At 72.6% G+C, this 15,312-nt stretch carries 14 protein-coding genes and 1 pseudogene; 3 read left to right on the top strand and 12 right to left on the bottom strand.

Translation table 11 applies throughout. The features are described from left to right. Positions 1-74: 74 nt before the first annotated feature. From AB0M43_RS26430 to AB0M43_RS26405, 6 genes and pseudogenes are all read right to left on the bottom strand, one after another. Positions 75-809: a methyltransferase domain-containing protein gene (locus tag AB0M43_RS26430; RefSeq protein WP_363728439.1), complete on the bottom strand. Its 735-nt coding sequence runs from the start codon at positions 807-809 to the stop codon at positions 75-77. Next, positions 722-1,681 carry a peptidoglycan DD-metalloendopeptidase family protein gene (locus tag AB0M43_RS26425; RefSeq protein ID WP_363728438.1) on the bottom strand — a complete coding sequence of 320 codons (960 nt, stop codon included), beginning with the start codon at positions 1,679-1,681 and terminating at the stop codon, positions 722-724. The genes AB0M43_RS26430 and AB0M43_RS26425 overlap by 88 nt, the downstream gene beginning before the upstream one ends. A 204-nt stretch (positions 1,682-1,885) precedes the next feature. Further along, positions 1,886-3,040, bottom strand: a complete 1,155-nt coding sequence (locus AB0M43_RS26420) for an aminotransferase class V-fold PLP-dependent enzyme (RefSeq protein WP_363728437.1) — start codon at positions 3,038-3,040, stop codon at positions 1,886-1,888. Positions 3,041-3,473: 433 nt separating this feature from the next. After that, on the bottom strand, positions 3,474-4,364 hold the full coding sequence (locus AB0M43_RS26415; protein ID WP_363728576.1) for a tyrosine recombinase XerC: 891 nt from the start codon (positions 4,362-4,364) through the stop codon (positions 3,474-3,476). 288 nt (positions 4,365-4,652) lie between these two features. After that, positions 4,653-5,834: a DNA-processing protein DprA gene (gene dprA / locus AB0M43_RS26410; RefSeq protein ID WP_363728436.1), complete on the bottom strand. Its 1,182-nt coding sequence runs from the start codon at positions 5,832-5,834 to the stop codon at positions 4,653-4,655. After that, positions 5,831-6,712: pseudogene (locus AB0M43_RS26405) on the bottom strand (ATP-binding protein); the annotation flags it as partial. The pseudogene AB0M43_RS26405 and the gene dprA, both read right to left, overlap by 4 nt. A 204-nt stretch (positions 6,713-6,916) precedes the next feature. On the opposite strand from AB0M43_RS26405, the gene AB0M43_RS26400 reads away from it, so the two are divergent. Both AB0M43_RS26400 and AB0M43_RS26395 read left to right on the top strand, forming a co-directional pair. Then, positions 6,917-7,984 (top strand): tyrosine-type recombinase/integrase, encoded by a 1,068-nt coding sequence (locus AB0M43_RS26400; RefSeq protein WP_363728435.1) that lies wholly within the window; start codon positions 6,917-6,919, stop codon positions 7,982-7,984. 2 nt (positions 7,985-7,986) lie between these two features. Beyond that, complete coding sequence (locus AB0M43_RS26395) at positions 7,987-8,313, top strand: helix-turn-helix transcriptional regulator (protein WP_363728434.1); 327 nt, start codon at positions 7,987-7,989, stop codon at positions 8,311-8,313. Between the two features lie 2,252 nt (positions 8,314-10,565). Here AB0M43_RS26395 and AB0M43_RS26390 read toward each other — a convergent pair. Together AB0M43_RS26390 and AB0M43_RS26385 are read right to left on the bottom strand one after the other, a co-directional pair. Continuing rightward, complete coding sequence (locus AB0M43_RS26390) at positions 10,566-11,408, bottom strand: magnesium chelatase domain-containing protein (RefSeq protein ID WP_363728433.1); 843 nt, start codon at positions 11,406-11,408, stop codon at positions 10,566-10,568. Next, positions 11,408-11,764 carry a YraN family protein gene (locus AB0M43_RS26385; RefSeq protein WP_363728432.1) on the bottom strand — a complete coding sequence of 119 codons (357 nt, stop codon included), beginning with the start codon at positions 11,762-11,764 and terminating at the stop codon, positions 11,408-11,410. The genes AB0M43_RS26390 and AB0M43_RS26385 overlap by 1 nt, the downstream gene beginning before the upstream one ends. Positions 11,765-12,132: 368 nt before the next feature. Between AB0M43_RS26385 and AB0M43_RS26380 the strand changes: the two genes are divergently transcribed. Beyond that, positions 12,133-12,651: a TrmH family RNA methyltransferase gene (locus AB0M43_RS26380; protein ID WP_363728431.1), complete on the top strand. Its 519-nt coding sequence runs from the start codon at positions 12,133-12,135 to the stop codon at positions 12,649-12,651. 71 nt (positions 12,652-12,722) lie between these two features. Here AB0M43_RS26380 and AB0M43_RS26375 read toward each other — a convergent pair whose 3' ends face one another. The 4 genes from AB0M43_RS26375 to lepB (AB0M43_RS26360) form a co-directional block, all read right to left on the bottom strand. Then, entirely contained in the window at positions 12,723-13,034 is a 312-nt protein-coding gene (locus AB0M43_RS26375; protein WP_197007576.1) for a DUF2469 domain-containing protein, read from the bottom strand. A gap of 88 nt (positions 13,035-13,122) precedes the next feature. Continuing rightward, positions 13,123-13,779 (bottom strand): ribonuclease HII, encoded by a 657-nt coding sequence (locus AB0M43_RS26370; protein WP_363728430.1) that lies wholly within the window; start codon positions 13,777-13,779, stop codon positions 13,123-13,125. Beyond that, the gene (gene lepB / locus AB0M43_RS26365) at positions 13,776-14,417 is read right to left on the bottom strand and encodes a signal peptidase I (RefSeq protein WP_363728575.1); all 642 of its coding nucleotides are present in this window, start codon (positions 14,415-14,417) and stop codon (positions 13,776-13,778) included. The genes AB0M43_RS26370 and lepB (AB0M43_RS26365) overlap by 4 nt, the downstream gene beginning before the upstream one ends. Then, positions 14,417-15,205 carry a signal peptidase I gene (lepB, locus tag AB0M43_RS26360; protein WP_363728429.1) on the bottom strand — a complete coding sequence of 263 codons (789 nt, stop codon included), beginning with the start codon at positions 15,203-15,205 and terminating at the stop codon, positions 14,417-14,419. The genes lepB (AB0M43_RS26365) and lepB (AB0M43_RS26360) overlap by 1 nt, the downstream gene beginning before the upstream one ends. Positions 15,206-15,312: the final 107 nt, after the last annotated feature.

The following is a 15,312-nucleotide window of genomic DNA, read 5'->3' as shown; positions in this document are numbered from 1 at the left end:
CTCTGTGGTGTCGGCGGGGCCCGGGGTGGGCCGGGTGGGCGGCCGGTGGCTGGGTCGCTGGGCCGGCCCGGGGGTCATGACCTGCGGGCCAGCAGGTGGATCTGGGTGGCGATGTCCCGGTACGGCGGGACGGCGGCTGTGGCCAGCTCGAACCGGAGCAGTGCCTCGTACGCGCCCGGCTCGGTGTCCAGCAGCGCGCCCGGGACGAGGTCGGCGGCGACCCGGACCCCGTGCACCTGCTCGACGGAGAGGCCCGCCCGGGCGAGGAGGGCGGAGGCGGAGTCCGCGTCGTACCGCCGCAGGAGGGTGTCCCGGGGGCCGCCGCGCCCGTCGGGGTCCTGGAAGGTCGCCAGGGCCGCCGGCAGCTGGCCCGCGATCGCGCGGGCCAGGGCGGCCGCGACCCGGTTGGCCACCACGATGCTGGCCGCGCCGCCGGGGCGCAGCGCCCCCGCGAGGTCCCGGGCCACGGCGACCGGGTCGTCCACGAACTCCAGCACACTGTGGCAGAGCACCAGGTCCGCGCCGCCGGTGGGCACGAGCTCGCCGAGCCGGTCCGCGTCGCCCTGCACGGCGGTGACCCGCTCGGCGACGCCGGTCTCGGCCGCGCGCCGGGCCAGGGCGGCCAGGGCGTCGGGGCTGGCGTCCACGACGGTCACCGTGTGGCCGGCCTCCGCGAGGGGCACGGCGAACCCGCCCGTGCCGCCCCCGACATCGACGATGGTCAGCTTCTCGCCGGCCCGCCGCTCCAGCTCGGCCCGCAACACGGCCCAGACGACCGCTGTGCGCGGCGCCGCGTGGGTACGCTCCACGGTTCCCTCTCCTTCGTCGACGTCAACGCCTGGAAGCCTAGCCTCCCGGCGGTGGGCAGCAGCCGGACCCGACCGTGTCCGACGAGGGTGAGCGGGTCGAGGTAGACCCGGCCCCGGCGCAGGCCCCAGTGCAGGCAGGCCGGGGCGCCGCAGCCGGGATGACCCGGGTCGAGCGTGCCGAGTGCCGTGCCGGCTCCGACCATGGTCCCGGCCCTGACGGACGACTTCACAGGTTGGTACGTGGTGAGCAGGCCGTTCGGGTGCGCGACGCTCACGACGCCGACCCCGGCGATGACCCCGGAGTAGTGCACGGTGCCCGGGCCGGCGGACAGGACGGGCTGGTCGGGGGTGCCGGCGAGGTCGACGCCCCGGTGGCCGGGGAGCCAGGGGGCGGGCGGGGGCTCGAATCCGCGGAGGACCGCGGGGCGGGGGGTGAGAGGCCAGCGGTATCCGGAGGCGGGGGTCGGGGTGTCGAACTGTGCGCGGCGGGGAGTCGGGGGTGGGCAGTACCCCGGAAATGGGGTCGGGTCTTCGGGCTGGGCGAGGCGCGGTATCGGCGTGCGCAGCCGGCCGTACCCAGGAAATGGGGGTCGGTCTTCGAGCTGGGCGGGGCGCGGTGTCGGCGTGCGCAGCCGGTCGTATCCCGGAAATGGGGGTCGGTCTTCGGGCTGGGCGAGGCGTGGCGTCGGCGTGCGCGGCAGGCCGTACCCGGGGAATGGGGGTGGGTCTTCGGGCTGTGGACTGGCGGCTGTGGGAGCGGCGTCCGGGGCGGGGATGTTCGGCGGTGACTGCGTGGTGGCTGGTTCGCGCGTGGGGGCGGCCGGGGTCGGGACGGCGAGTAGGAGGGCGAGAAGGGCGCTGAGGAGCGGCATGGCCCCAGGGTCGCCCCGCCCGCCCCCGCACCCGGCTCCCCTGTGGATAACCGACCCGCCTGTGGATAACCAGGTGCAGGTCACGCCACTCCTGGTCGGAGAGCCGGGCAGCACCCGACGGGCGCCCCACCCGAACGACGGCGCCGAGACCGCCGCAACCCGTGGCTCAGCGTCTCGCCCGTGGCGCAGCGTTTCGCCCGTGGCTCAGCGTTTCGTCAGGGCGGGAAGCCGCTCGGCGAGGCGTTCGTACTCCTCGGCCGTGTTGTACACCTGCGCCGACAGCCGGAGGATCCCCATGCCCTGCCAGAAGCTGAGCGCCACCTCGGCGCGGATCTCCTCGACGATGCGGGCCCGGAGCGCCAAGGCCGCGTCCTGGCTGTCCACCAGCCCCGGCCGGAGCGGGATGGGGCGCATCGGCACGCCCGACGAGCCCGGGGTCGGGGCGTCGAGGGCGGCGGCGACGATCCGCTGGCCGTACTCCACCAGGGCCGTGTTGTGCGCCCGGACCTCGGCCCAGCCCAGGTCGCGGAGCACCTCGATGCCGACCGGGGCGGCCAGCCAGGCCGAGTAGTCGAGGGTGCCCTGCCACTCGATCGCGCCCGGGAAACCCCGGTGCGCCTCCCAGGACACGATCGTCGGTTGGATGCTCGGCCGCCACCGCTCGGCGACGGTGAGGACGGCGGTGCCGCGCGGCGCGTACGCCCATTTGTGCAGGTTGCCGAGCCAGAAGTCCGCGCCCAGGGCGGTGACGTCCACGGCCAGCGCGCCGGGTACGTGCGCCCCGTCGACCAGCGTCGCGACCCCGAGCGCGCGGAGGGCGGCCACGATCCGGGCCACCGGGAACAGCAGCGCGGTCGGGGAGGTGATCTGGTCGACGTACGCCAGCCGGGTCCGGGGTCCGACCGCCGCGACCAGGGCCTCGACGATCTCGTCATCGGTGGCGGCGAACCCGACGGGTACGGTCACCACGCTCGCCCCCACCCGGGCGCACGCGCGCTCCAGCCCCATGGTGACCGCGCCGTACCCGTGGTCGGTGACCAGCACCTCGTCGCCCGGCGCGAGCGCCACCGAGTCGGACACGATCTGCGCGGCCGTCGTGGCGTTGGCGACCAGGGCGGTCCCGTCCGGGTCCGCGCCGAGGAACTCCGCGATCGTCCGCCGCGCCGCCTCGACCCGGTCGATGGCGACCCGGCTGAAGAACCGCATCGGGTTGGACTCGACCTCGTCGCGGACCGCCTGCTGGGCGCGTTGGACGGGCCTCGGGACGGCGCCGAAGGAACCGTGGTTGAGCTGCAGCGTCGTCCGGTCGAGGGTGAACAGGTCCCGGGCACCGGGCAGTGGAGTGGGAGGGTTCGCCATGGACCCCGAGGCTAGGGCCTGGCGGGGGTCCGGGACAGGGGTACGGGGGAAAGTCTCATCCGGGGGCGCGGGGACGCGGGGTCGGTGCGGGACACGTCAGCCCCGGGTGGGCTCGACTCGGCGTGGGGTCGGGCCGCCGGTGGGGCCGAGCGGGTTCGCCTGGTGGATGGGGCGGGCTGGGCGAGCACGGCTGGCCCGTCGGGCCCGGACACACGGGTCCGCGCGACCTGGCCGCAGCCGGCCTGCCAGGCCCGGGAGCACGTGGGTCTTCCGACCTGGGCGTAGCTGGCCTGCCAGGCCCGGGAGCACGCAGGTCGTCCGACCTGGGCGTGGCTGGCCCGCCCGGAAGCACGCGGGTCCTCCCAACCTGGCTCAGCCAGCCCGTCGGGCCCAGCGAGCACGCAGGTCGTCCGACCTGGCCGTAGCCGGTCCGTCAGGCCCGGGGGTGGGCCTGGTTGTAGGCCTGTCGGAGCCGGTCCACCGACACGTGCGTGTAGATCTGGGTCGTCGCGAGCGAGGCGTGTCCGAGGAGCTCCTGGACGGAACGCAGGTCCGCCCCGCCGTCGAGCAGGTGGGTGGCGGCGGCGTGCCGGAGGCCGTGCGGCGACAGGTGCGGCAGTTCCGCGTCGCCCGCCGCCCGCTCGACGATCCTGCGGGCGCTGGACACGCCGAGCCGTCCGCCCCGGTCACCGAGGAGCAGGGCCCTGTTCTCGGGCTTCTCCGTGCGGTACAGGGCCGCGCGGCTCCGGCCCAGGTACGCGTTGAGGGCCAGCTCGGCGGGGACCCCGTACGGCACGGCGCGTTCCTTCGCGCCCTTGCCGAGGACCCGCAGGACCCGGCGTTCGCGGTCGATGTCGTCCAGGTCGAGGCCGCACAGTTCGCTGACCCGGATGCCGGTGGCGTAGAGGAGTTCGAGGACGAGGCGGTCGCGCAGGCCCGCCGGGGTCGTGTCGTCGGCGCCCTCGACGAGCGCGGTGGCCTGCTCGGCGCGCAGCACGGCGGGCAGGTCGCGGTGGGCCTTCGGGCTGGCCAGGAGCTGGCCCGGGTCCACGTCGAGGAGGCCGGTGCGGTGCGCCCACGCGCAGAACACCCGGGCGACGGCCGCCCGGCGCGCCAGGCTGGCCCGGGCGGCGCCGCCCTCGCGGACCCCCGCCAGCCAGCCCCGCAGGACCCGGATGTCCAGCCCGGCGACGGCGTCCTGCCCGGCGGCCGCGGCGTGTGCCAGGAGGGAGACCGTGTCCGCCGTGTACGCCCGCACGGTGTGCACCGACCGGCCCCGCTCGCTGGCCAGGTGCCGGGCGAAGTCGTCCACGGCGTCCCGCATGGCCTCGGGCAGCGCGGCATGGCTCTCGTGGGCGGTGCTCACCCCCCGACCCTAGCGCCCGCTCCTCCATGCCGGACGTTCCCGCCGCACACCCGACGCCGCCCGGGGACGAAGGCTCGCTCGTGACCAGGCCCGCCGTGACACCCGGTACCCGTCAAGCGCACGGTCCCCCGAGCCCTGGAGCCGCCCGGCCGCTACGCACCGGCCTGCGGCTCGCGCCGTCCGAGCCGGGCACTGTCCACCGCTTCCGTGCCCCCGGACCACCGGTCCAGGGCTCCCGCGCGGAACCTACGCCGCCGGACGCGCCACCGGTCGCCGCCGCGTCTGGAACCGCCCCTGCTCGTCCTCCACGACCAGCTCCCGCGCCACCAGCGCCGGCAGGTTGCGCCGCGCGTCCGTCGGCGACACCCCCGCCACCACCGCGATCTCGGCGGCGGAGATCGCGCGCCCACGGGGTACCGCGTCGAGCACCCGCGCCGTCAGCGCGTCCAGCCCGTCGCGCTCGGTGGCGCGGCCCCGGACCGGCGGCGCGGCGTACTCCCCGATCCGGCCGACCTCCTCCAGGATCTGGTCGGGCGTCGTCACCAGCCGGGCGTGGTGGTCGCGGATCTCCGCGTTGCTGCCCTCGCTGGTCGCCGACGTCGCCGGCCCGGGGCACGCCATCAGCACCCGGTTGAGCTGGAAGGCGCGGCGGGCCGTGCTCCGGGCCCCGCTGCGCGCCGCCGCCTCGACCACGACCGTGCCCCGGGACAGGGCCGCGATCAGCCGGTTGCGGACCAGGAACCGGGTCCGGTGCGGGGTCGCGCCGGGCGGCCACTCGGAGAGCAGCAGGCCCTCGGCCGCGATCTGTTCGAAGAGGCCGGCGTGGGCCACCGGGTACACCGTGTCGATGCCGCAGGCCAGGACGGCCACCGTGCGGCCACCGGCGCCGAGTGCGCCCCGGTGCGCGGCCGCGTCGATCCCGTACGCGCCGCCGGACAGGACCGTCCAGCCCCGCTCCGCCAGGCCGAAGCCGAGCTCGGTGGCCATGTACAGCCCGTACTGCGAGGCGGCCCGCGCGCCGACCACCGCCACGGAACGGTCCACGGTCTCCGCGACGGACCCCGCGCCGCGCACCCACAGGCACACCGGCGGCTGGCTGTCGACATCGAGGCCGGTGGCCGCGCCGCGACTCATCCGGGCCAGGTCCTCGGCGCGGGTCGGCCAGTCGGCGTCCTCGGGGGTGACCAGGCGCGCGCCCAACCGTTCGGCGGCCTCGCGGGCCTCCTCCGCGAGCCGCCACGGATCCCGGTCGCCGAGCCGGGCCCGCGCGGCCAGGGACAGGCTCGCGACGTCGTCCGGGGCGTCGGGCCCGTCGAGCAGTTGGCGCAGGGCCTCGACCGGCCCCGAGGTCCGCACGAGGCGGGCGAGGACGGCGTTGCCGGGTTCGACCAGGCTCGCCAGGACGATCCGGGCCAGGGTGACGGTCATGATGTGCTCCTCAGTCGTAGGTGGATTGCCTCACGGACATCGCCCTTGTCGGGCCGGACCCGGCCGCCCAGGTCACCCAGGGTCCAGGCGAGCCGCAGCACCCGGTCGTACCCGCGCGCGGAGAGCAGCCCCAGTTCCAGGTACCGGGTGAGGTCCTGGCCGACGGAGACGGGCAGCCGCCACGGGGCGCTCCGCAGCTCCGGGCCGGGCACCTGGCTGTTCGCGGTCCAGCCCCGGCCGGCCCAGCGCTCCTTCGCGGCGGCCCGCGCGGCCCGGACCCTGGCCGCCACGGTCGCGGAACTCTCCGCCGCCGCGTCCACCATCAGCTGGGCCGGCGTGACGGGACGGAGGCTGAGCTGGACGTCGATCCGGTCGAGCAGCGGGCCGGAGATCCGGGCCAGGTACCGCCGGCGGGCCAGGGAACTGCACAGGCAGACCAGCGCCCCGGTCGCGCACGCGCACGGGTTCGCGGCGATGACGAGTTGCACCCGGGCCGGGTACTCCGTGGTGCCCCGGGTCCGGGCCAGGCGGACCCAGCCGGACTCCAGGGGCTGGCGCAGGGTGTCCAGGACCGTGCCGCTGAGCAGCGGGGCCTCGTCCAGGAACAGGATGCCCCTGTGGGCGAGGCTCAGCACCCCGGGCCGGGCCAGGCCGCTCCCGCCGCCGACCAGGGCCGCCGCGCTCGTGGTGTGGTGCGGGGCCTGGAACGGCGCCCGGCGGATCAGCGAACCGTCCGGCGGCAGGACGCCCGCCACCGAGTGCACGGCGGTCACCTCCAGGGCCGCCTGGTCGTCGAGCGGCGGCAGCAGGCCGGGCAGGCGCTCGGCGAGCATCGTCTTGCCCGCGCCCGGCGGGCCGAACAGCGCCAGGTGGTGTCCGGTCCGGGCGGAATTGCATCTGATGCAAGGTCTGGAGGTGTTTGGGGCAGGTGCTGGGTCGATGGTAGACGCTCGGCGAGGCGTGGAGGAAGGCTGCGACCTGGGGGTTTGCGATCGCTTCGCATCGGATGCATGATTCGGTCATCCGATGCGAGAGGCTTCGAGGTGGTCAAAGGGGCTCATGAGCCGGAGGGATCTGCTCGTTTGGAGCTGGTCTCGGGTGTTCGCCTGCTGCACGAGGAGGACATGGTTTTCGAGGCCATGTTGAGCGGGTGGGCGCGGCAGCAGCGTGGCGGACGACGGCTCCAGCCGAGGACGATTCAGTCTCGGGCGTCGGTGGTCCAGCGGTTCCACGTCTTCACCGAGAGCTTCCCCTGGCACTGGCGGGCCGCCGATATGGACGCCTGGATGACGGAGCTGCTCAGCGAGAACGGCTACAGCGACTCCACGATTCGGCAGTACCAGGGCGCGATCCGGGGATTCTGCGACTACCTGATCGATGCGAACTATCACTGGGTCGAGGAGTGCGAGACCCGGTTCGGCACGCATCCGATCCAGATCTGCCACGAATGGAACACGGTCTCTCACCTGCTCGACTACGAGGGCGACCCGGGTCGGCGGCCGTTCACCCGGCAGGAGTTGCAGCAGTTCTTCGACTACTGCGACGACCGGGTCGAGCTGGCGGTTCGCAGCCGACGCAAGGGGGCGTTGGCCGCCTACCGGGACGCGACCTTGTTCAAGGTGATGTATGCCTGGGGGCTGCGACGGACGGAGACGTCACGGCTGGACGTAGTGGACTTCCACCGCAACGCCCAGGCGCCCGAGCTGGGCTCGTTCGGGATGCTGCACGTTCGCTACGGGAAACGGTCGGCCGGGTCGGCACCGAAGCGACGGGAGGTCCTGACCGTCATGCCCTGGTGCGTCGAGGTCGTGGAGGACTACATCGCCAACATCCGACCCAGGTTCGGATTCACCGACCACCCGGCGTTGTGGTTGACCGAGCGGGGAGGGCGGTTGAAGCCCCGAGAGATCAACAGCAGGTTCGAGGACTATCGCGACGCCTTGGGGCTGCCGAAGGAGCTCGTTCCGCACTGCCTGCGCCACTCCTACGTCACGCACCAGGTCGAGGACGGGACTGATCCTCAGTTCGTTCAGCACCAGGTCGGGCACGAGTATCAAGCCACGACGGCCGTTTACACCTCCGTCAGCGGCGACTTCATGAACACGATGATGCGCAAGGCGCTCAATCGGGGCTGGGAACAGGAGAACTGACGATGACGGCGAAGCTCGACTACCAGTGGCACCTTCGGAAGCTCATGGCCAGCCAGGACATGTTCTCCACCGCACAGCTTCGGCCACTCCTGGCCGAGCGGGGCATAGAGCTGTCAACCAGCCAGGTCTATCGGCTGGTCACCGAGACTCCCGAACGGCTGAGCCTGAAGCTGCTCATGGCGTTGTTGGACATCCTCGGCTGCACGATGGAACAGCTCATCGAGCCGGTCGCGACGACGGTCCGCCTCCGCAAGGCCGCCGCGGCCGGTTCCGCGAAGGGCGTCGGGGACTTCCGGCCCAAGCGGGCCAGAATCACCCCTGCGGAGTAGTCGATGCCGCTGCCACTGACGGCGGCGACCCCCATGCCCACCGCCTTGGAAGACTCCCTGGTGGAGATCGCCGCTGCGCTGGAGCCGGGGTTGAGCCGCGAGACGATCGTCTCGGCGTTGAAGGCCGGTTGCAGCACACGGGCCAAACGACGCCGGGCCGCCCAAGCCGTGATCACCGACCCCGGACTGCTGACCTGCGGGCGGCCGGACGGGCCCGTCGCGGTTGACGACTTCATCCACAGCCTCGCCGCCGCCGGGGCCGCTCACGTCGTCCTGCCAGCCTGCCCGTCCTGCCAGAAGCCGTCGCCACTGAGCGAGGGCTGGGAGCAGACGAGGATCTGTCGTCCCTGCAAGGGAGCCAAGCGGCGCGTTGCGCACCCCTGCGAGGTTTGCGGCCGACGCCGGTTCGCCCACCACGACCGAGAGGGCCGGAAGGTCTGTCGGCGCTGCCGCCCCGGCCAAGACGTCGACCCGGTCGAAGTGATCGCCGAACTGGTCGCCCCGCTGGCGGCCGGAGTCGACCCGGTCGCGTTGCGCGGGGCGATCCGGTCGGTGACCAAGTTCCCCTACGACCTGCTGACGCTGTCCTGGGAGATCGAAGACCGCCCGGACCTGCTCACAGGTCAAGGCCAGCAAGGCTCCGCACCACTGGCCCGGCTCGTCGTCAACCTAATCGCCGCCGGGGCACCCGGCGTCATCGCCCCGCCCTGCCCGCAATGCTCGAAGACCCTGCCGCTGACTCACACCCGCAACGGACTTCGCGTTTGCAAGCCCTGCTACCGCAGGACAGCCCCGACCGAGCCGTGTTCAGGCTGCGGACGCGACCGGGCCCCGCACGGCCGCACGGACGACGGCGGAGCCCTTTGCGCCACCTGCTTCAACATCCACCCCGACAACCTGATCACCTGCATCCGCTGCGAGAAGATCCGACCGGTCGGCCGGCGCACCTCCGACGGCACACTCTGCAAGATCTGCTACCGGCTACCCATCGCCCTCTGCTCGATCTGCGGCAAACAACGCCCCTGCTTCCAGGCCAGCACCGCCCTGCCCCGCTGCGAGAACTGTTCGCGGATCCCGGACCTCTGCGTTCGCTGCAACAGGACCGTCCAGGTCATGGCCCGCATCCCGGAAGGACGTCTCTGCCAGACCTGCTGGGCGAAAGAGCCCAGCTACTTCAAGACCTGCGCCTCCTGCGGCTCCGTCGAACACCTCCGCCACCAGGGACTATGCGACCGTTGCGCCTGCGACAAGCTCGCCCGCAGCATGCTCAACGGCCCCGACGGGCAACTCCGCGACGGTCTCGAACCCGTCCACCAGGCGCTGGTCACCACCAACCGCCCGGCCGGGGTCATGATCTGGCTGACCCGTCGCTCCCACGCCGCCGATGTCCTTCGGCGGCTCGGCACCGCCGACACCCCGATCAGCCACGACACCCTCGACCAGCTCGCCCCGGACCAGTCGATCGAGCACCTCCGCGCCATCCTGGTCGGGGCCGGCGTCCTGGAACCCCGCGACGAACGCATCATCGGCATCGAACGCTGGCTGGCAACCGCCACCTCGGACCTGGACCCCGACGACCGCAAGCTGGTCCAGGCGTTCGCCACCTGGAACCAGCTCGGCCGACTCCGCCGACGGCTCGCTGGCCGGCCGGCCAGCCAAGAACAGGTCACCGCCGTTCGCGCCAACATCCGCGAGGCCCTGCGCCTGCTGGCCTGGCTCCGCGAACACAACCGGACCCTGGCCACCTGCACCCAATACGACCTCGACATCTGGATAGACGAAGGCGCCAGCACCCGGCTGCACTCGCGGACGTTCGTCCGCTGGGCCGTCGCGAACAAGCACGCCACCCGCATCGAGGTCCCAACCCCTGCCCGGCTCAACCCCACCGACCCGATCGATGACGACGCCCGCTGGGCGCTGGTCCGCCAACTCCTCCACGACGACACCATCCGACTCGAAGACCGCGTCGCCGGACTCCTCGTTCTGCTCTACGCCCAGCCAATCACGGCCCTGGCCCGCCTCCGCGTCGACCAGGTCCACCAAGACGGCGATCAAGTTCACCTCCACCTCGGCGACGCCCCACTCGAACTGCCCGCCCCCTTCTCCCACCTCGCCGCGGCCCTGGCCACCAACCGCCGCAGTTGGGCACTGATCGGCCGGAACAAGCCTTCCCCCTGGCTGTTCCCCGGCGCCCACCCCGACCGACACCTCAGCCCGGTCCATATCGGCACCCGCCTCAAACGCCTGGGCATCTACTCCCGGCCCACCCGCAACAGCGCCCTACGCGACCTCTCAGCCCAGCTCCCGGCCGCCGTGATCGCACGCCTCCTCCGGCTCAGCGTCTCCACCGCGACCCGATGGCAACAGACCGGCGGCCACTGGACCGAATACGCCTCCGAAGTCGCCCGCCGCCAAGACACCCGGACCGACCCATTCCTCAAGGACTGATATCCGTGCTTGCCAACACCGGCGGCGGCGACCTCCAGCCCGCGGCGACCGTCCTCCTGGCCGGCGATATCGGCCAGGTCGGGCCCGCGCGCCGGGGTCGCCCGGGTCTCCTCGGGCGGGTCCAGCAGCTGGCCGGCCCCGCGGGCGAACGCGATCAGCCGGCCGAGATCGTCCACGGCCTTCACCAGGATCCCCGGCACCAGGGCCGCCTCGCAGGCGTTGCCGAGGGGCACGACGACCCGGCGCATCCCCGCCCGGGCGGCGGCCAGCACGGCCGGCAGGGTGCCACGGACGGGCCGGACCTGGCCGTCGAGCCCCAGCTCGCCGAGGAACACGGTGTCGGCGACCACGGCGGCCGGCAGCGCGCCCTGGGCGCACAGCAGCGCGACGGCGATGGCCAGGTCGAACCCCGAACCCGACTTCGGCTGCGAGGCGGGCAGCAGGTTGACGACGGCGTGCCGGGACGGCCACTCCTCGCCGCAGTTGACGATGGCGGCGCGCACCCGGTCCCGGGCCTGGTTCAGGGCGGTGTCCGGCAGGCCGGTCAGGAGCAGCCCCGGCAGGCCGGCGCGCACGTCGGCCTCCACCTCGACCAGGTAGCCGCGCACGCCGGTCAGGCCGATGGCGTGCACCCTCGCGTACCCCATCAGAAGGCTCCCCGGAGGTGTTCGACCGTGGCGGGGCCGCTGCGCCGGGGCCGGACGCACACGACGTCGAACCGGACCTCGACTGTGGACAGTTGGGTCACGGCGAGCCAGCGTTTCGCCAGCCGGCGGAGCCGGGCCACCTTCGTCGGGGTCACCGCGTCGGCGGGCGTGCCGTGCGAGTCGCCGCTGCGGGTCTTGACCTCGCAGAAGACGAGCGTGTCGGCGTCGCGGGCGATGATGTCGACCTCGCCCTCGGGACAGCGCCAGTTCCGTTCCAGCAGGACCATGCCCGCGTCGAGCAGGTAACGGGCCGCGACCCGTTCGCCGTACTTCCCCACGCCGTCCTTCGCCGCCACGCGCCCCCACCTCCGTCACCCCGACCCGACCGGTCGAACGCGACAAACGATGCCGGCCCGCCGCGCGCACCGGAGCCAACCTGTGGACAACCACCCCGCCTGTGGAAAACTCCCCGGAAATAACCCCAGGTGGAGGCGCTGGGCCGTAACGGGGGCACCCGCACGGGTAGGTCGGCAGGGACCAAACCCGCGGCCCAGACGGGTACCGGACGAGCAGGTCACCCCGGCGCGACGAAACTCCTCCCGCCCCCACCAACCGGCCGCCTAGACTGTCGGCGAGTCCCGATCCCCGGCGATGGCCCGCGTGCGCCGCGAAGCACGCCCCCGATGCACCCACGCACCACCCCGGGCGGAGCCGCCCACCCCCGATGAGCCCCGCGATCCGGGTCCGTCCGCGCCGCGAACTCCGGGCCGCCCGCCGCCGATCCGCCCACCGCTGCTGGGGCCACCTGATCGCCGCCCCGCTCTGGCCCCTGCACGGCACCAACCTCGGCACCCTGCTGCGCACCTGCGACGCGGTCGGCGCCTGCCTGGCCGTACCGCCGTTCCCCTGGGTCGACGAGGCGCTGGCCAGGGGAAACACTCTGCGCCGTCCGACCTGTGTGCACCGGGTCCGCGATCCGCTGCGCTGGCTGGCGGACGAACGTGCCGCCGGTACGCGGGTCCTCGGCGTCGAGCTGGCCGACGAGGCGGTCCGGCTGGCCGACCTACCGGCCGCCCGGCAGCGCACCGTCGCCGTCCTCGGCCACGAACGGACCGGCATCCCGCCCGAGGCCCTGGACCTGCTCGACGCGTGCGTGGAGATCCCGATGGTCGGCACCGGGCTGAGCCTCAACGTGGCGGTCGCCGGCTCCCTGGTGCTCTACAGACTCGCCGGACTGCTCTGAAAACCGACCCCAGTTGGCCGGAAACACGGAACGACCCGGACCCCCACGGGGCCCGGGTCGTTCCGGTCAGCTCAGATCTCGCTCGGCAGGGAGATGTCCGGCTTCTCCAGCTCCTCGATGTTCACGTCCTTGAACGTGACCACCCGGACGTTCTTCACGAAGCGCGCCGGCCGGTACATGTCCCAGACCCAGGCGTCCTGCATCTCCACCTCGAAGTACACCTCGCCGTCGCCGTTGCGCACCCGGAGGTCGACCTGGTTGGCGAGATAGAAGCGGCGCTCGGTCTCCACGACGTAGGAGAACTGACGGACGATGTCGCGGTACTCCCGGTAGAGCTGCAGCTCCATCTCGGTCTCGTACTTCTCGAGATCCTCAGCACTCATCGTCCACCGCCGTCCATGCCGACATTCTCACTCACGTAGCCCCCTGATCGCGCGTCGACCCCCGACGCCACGCCGATCGTGGCACCTTCTAGGCGCTAGCGTACTTTTTGTCCGAAACTCGCGCCACGTTCGCGTACGAGCGCCGGTGTTCCGGGCACGGGCCGTGCTCCTCGAGCGCCGCCGCGTGCACCGGGGTGACGTAGCCCTTGTGCACCCCGAAACCGTACTCCGGGTAGGAGGCGTCCAGGTCGACCATGATCCGGTCCCGGGTGACCTTGGCCAGGACGCTCGCCGCCGCGACGCACGCGGCCACCTGGTCGCCCTTCCAGACCGCCAGCCCGGGGACCCCGGTGCCGTCGACCCGGAAGCCGTCGGTCAGCGCGTAGTCGGGCCGCAGGTCCAGGCCCGCGATCGCGCGGCGGAGGCCGGCGATGTTGCAGACGTGCAGCCCGTACGTGTCGATGTCGGCCGGTTCGATGATCACGATCGCGTAGGACACCGCGTGGGCGAGCACCTCGTCGAACACCCGGTCCCGGGCGGCGGGGGTGAGCAGCTTCGAGTCGGCGAGCCCGGGCACCGGGGTACCGCCGAGCACGGCCGCCGCGGCCACCAGCGGGCCCGCGCAGGCACCGCGGCCGGCCTCGTCGGCCCCCGCCACCGCCGCGAACCCGCGGCGGTGCAGGGCCTTCTCGAGGGCGTAGAGCCCGCCGTCGCGGCGGATCACCCCACGGGTCGGAGAGATCATGACGGCGGGTCGGGCACCTTGTCGTAGGAGTCCGGCACGGACAACCACCTCGCCCGGTCGAACGGCCAGAACAGGACGAAGGCCCTGCCCACCACCGACTCCTCCGAGATCGTCGCCGTCGTCGCGTCGTGGCTGCTGCGCACGTAGTGCTCGCGGGAGTCGCCCGAGTGGTAGCGGTGGTCGCCCATCACCCACAGCCGGCCCTTCGGCACCACCACGTCGAACGGGTCGGGGCTGGGGTCGCGCTCCACGCCCGGCTGGTCGTAGACGTAGGAGGACTCGTCGAGGGGCACGCCGTTGACGGTGAGCCGGTTGTTGTCACAACAGACGATGTGGTCACCGCCGACCCCGATGACCCGCTTGATGAAGTCCTTCTCGTCCGGATTGCTCCGCCAGCCCTGCGGGGCCTCGAAGACGATCACCTCGCCGCGGTGCGGGGAACGGAAGTCGTAGACCAGCTTGTTCACCAGGACCCGGTCGTCCTTGACGAGCGTCATCTCCATCGATTCGGACGGGATGTAGAACGTCTGGAGCACGAACCCCCGCACCAGGAGGGCCACGACCACGGCCACGACCAGGAGGAACGGCAGTTCACGCCAGAACGATCCAGAACTCTTCTTACTGGTCTCCTCGGCAATCACCAAGGGAGCCTACGTCCCCGACGCCGTGCTGTGTGCACCGACACCGCCATGCCCGGTATTAACAGACCCATACCCAAGGGAGCCATGGCCACGTGTCGCGGTTCCAACCGGAGGGCGTTCAGCTTCGGTACCCCGGAAAAGGTCTCCGGCACGGACAGCGAGCCCCACCGGCCCGCCGGCCACGCGATCACGAACGCCCGACCGATGATCTTGTCGATCGGCACCTGCCCGTTGCACCGGGAGTCCTGCGAGACGGCCCGGTGGTCGCCCATCACGAACACGTGCCCCGGGGTCACGGTCACCTTCGGGAACTTCCGCGACCGGCACTCCTGGCCCGGGATCGACTCCTGGAGCAGCGAGTTGTCGGCCACGTAGGGCTCGTCGAGGCCCTTGCCGTTCACCGTCACCCGGCCCTCGGCGTCACAGCAGGCCACGACGTCGCCCGGTACCCCGATGATGCGTTTGATGAAGTCCTTCTCGCTGGGCTCGCTGAACCCGACGAGATCGCCGAACCCGCGCCCGATCCGGCCGAACAGCCCCGAACTGGGGGCGGCCACGACCTCGGGCGCCCACTTGTCCGTGCCCTGGAAGACCACGACCTCGCCCCGCTCGGGCTGCCACAGGTCGTAGACGACCTTGTTGACGAGCACCCGGTCGCCGATCATCAGCGTCGGCTCCATCGAGCCGGACGGGATGTAGAAGGCTTGCACCAGGAAGGTGCGGAGCAGCACCGCCATGCAGAACGCGATGATCAGCAGGAGGGGCATCTCCTGCCACCACGGCATCTGCTGACGCCGCTCCTTGATCCGCTGTCTGATGCCGGCACGGCGATCGCCCCCGGGTTCACGTGAACCACGGGGGCGATCAAACGGTCGTTCGGGCTCGCTCACGG

It is taken from the genome of Longispora sp. NPDC051575 (assembly GCF_040681875.1).
Taxonomy (GTDB): domain Bacteria; phylum Actinomycetota; class Actinomycetes; order Mycobacteriales; family Micromonosporaceae; genus Longispora.
Note: the sequence above shows the minus strand (reverse complement) of the source record. Positions and strands in the feature narration are given on the sequence as shown.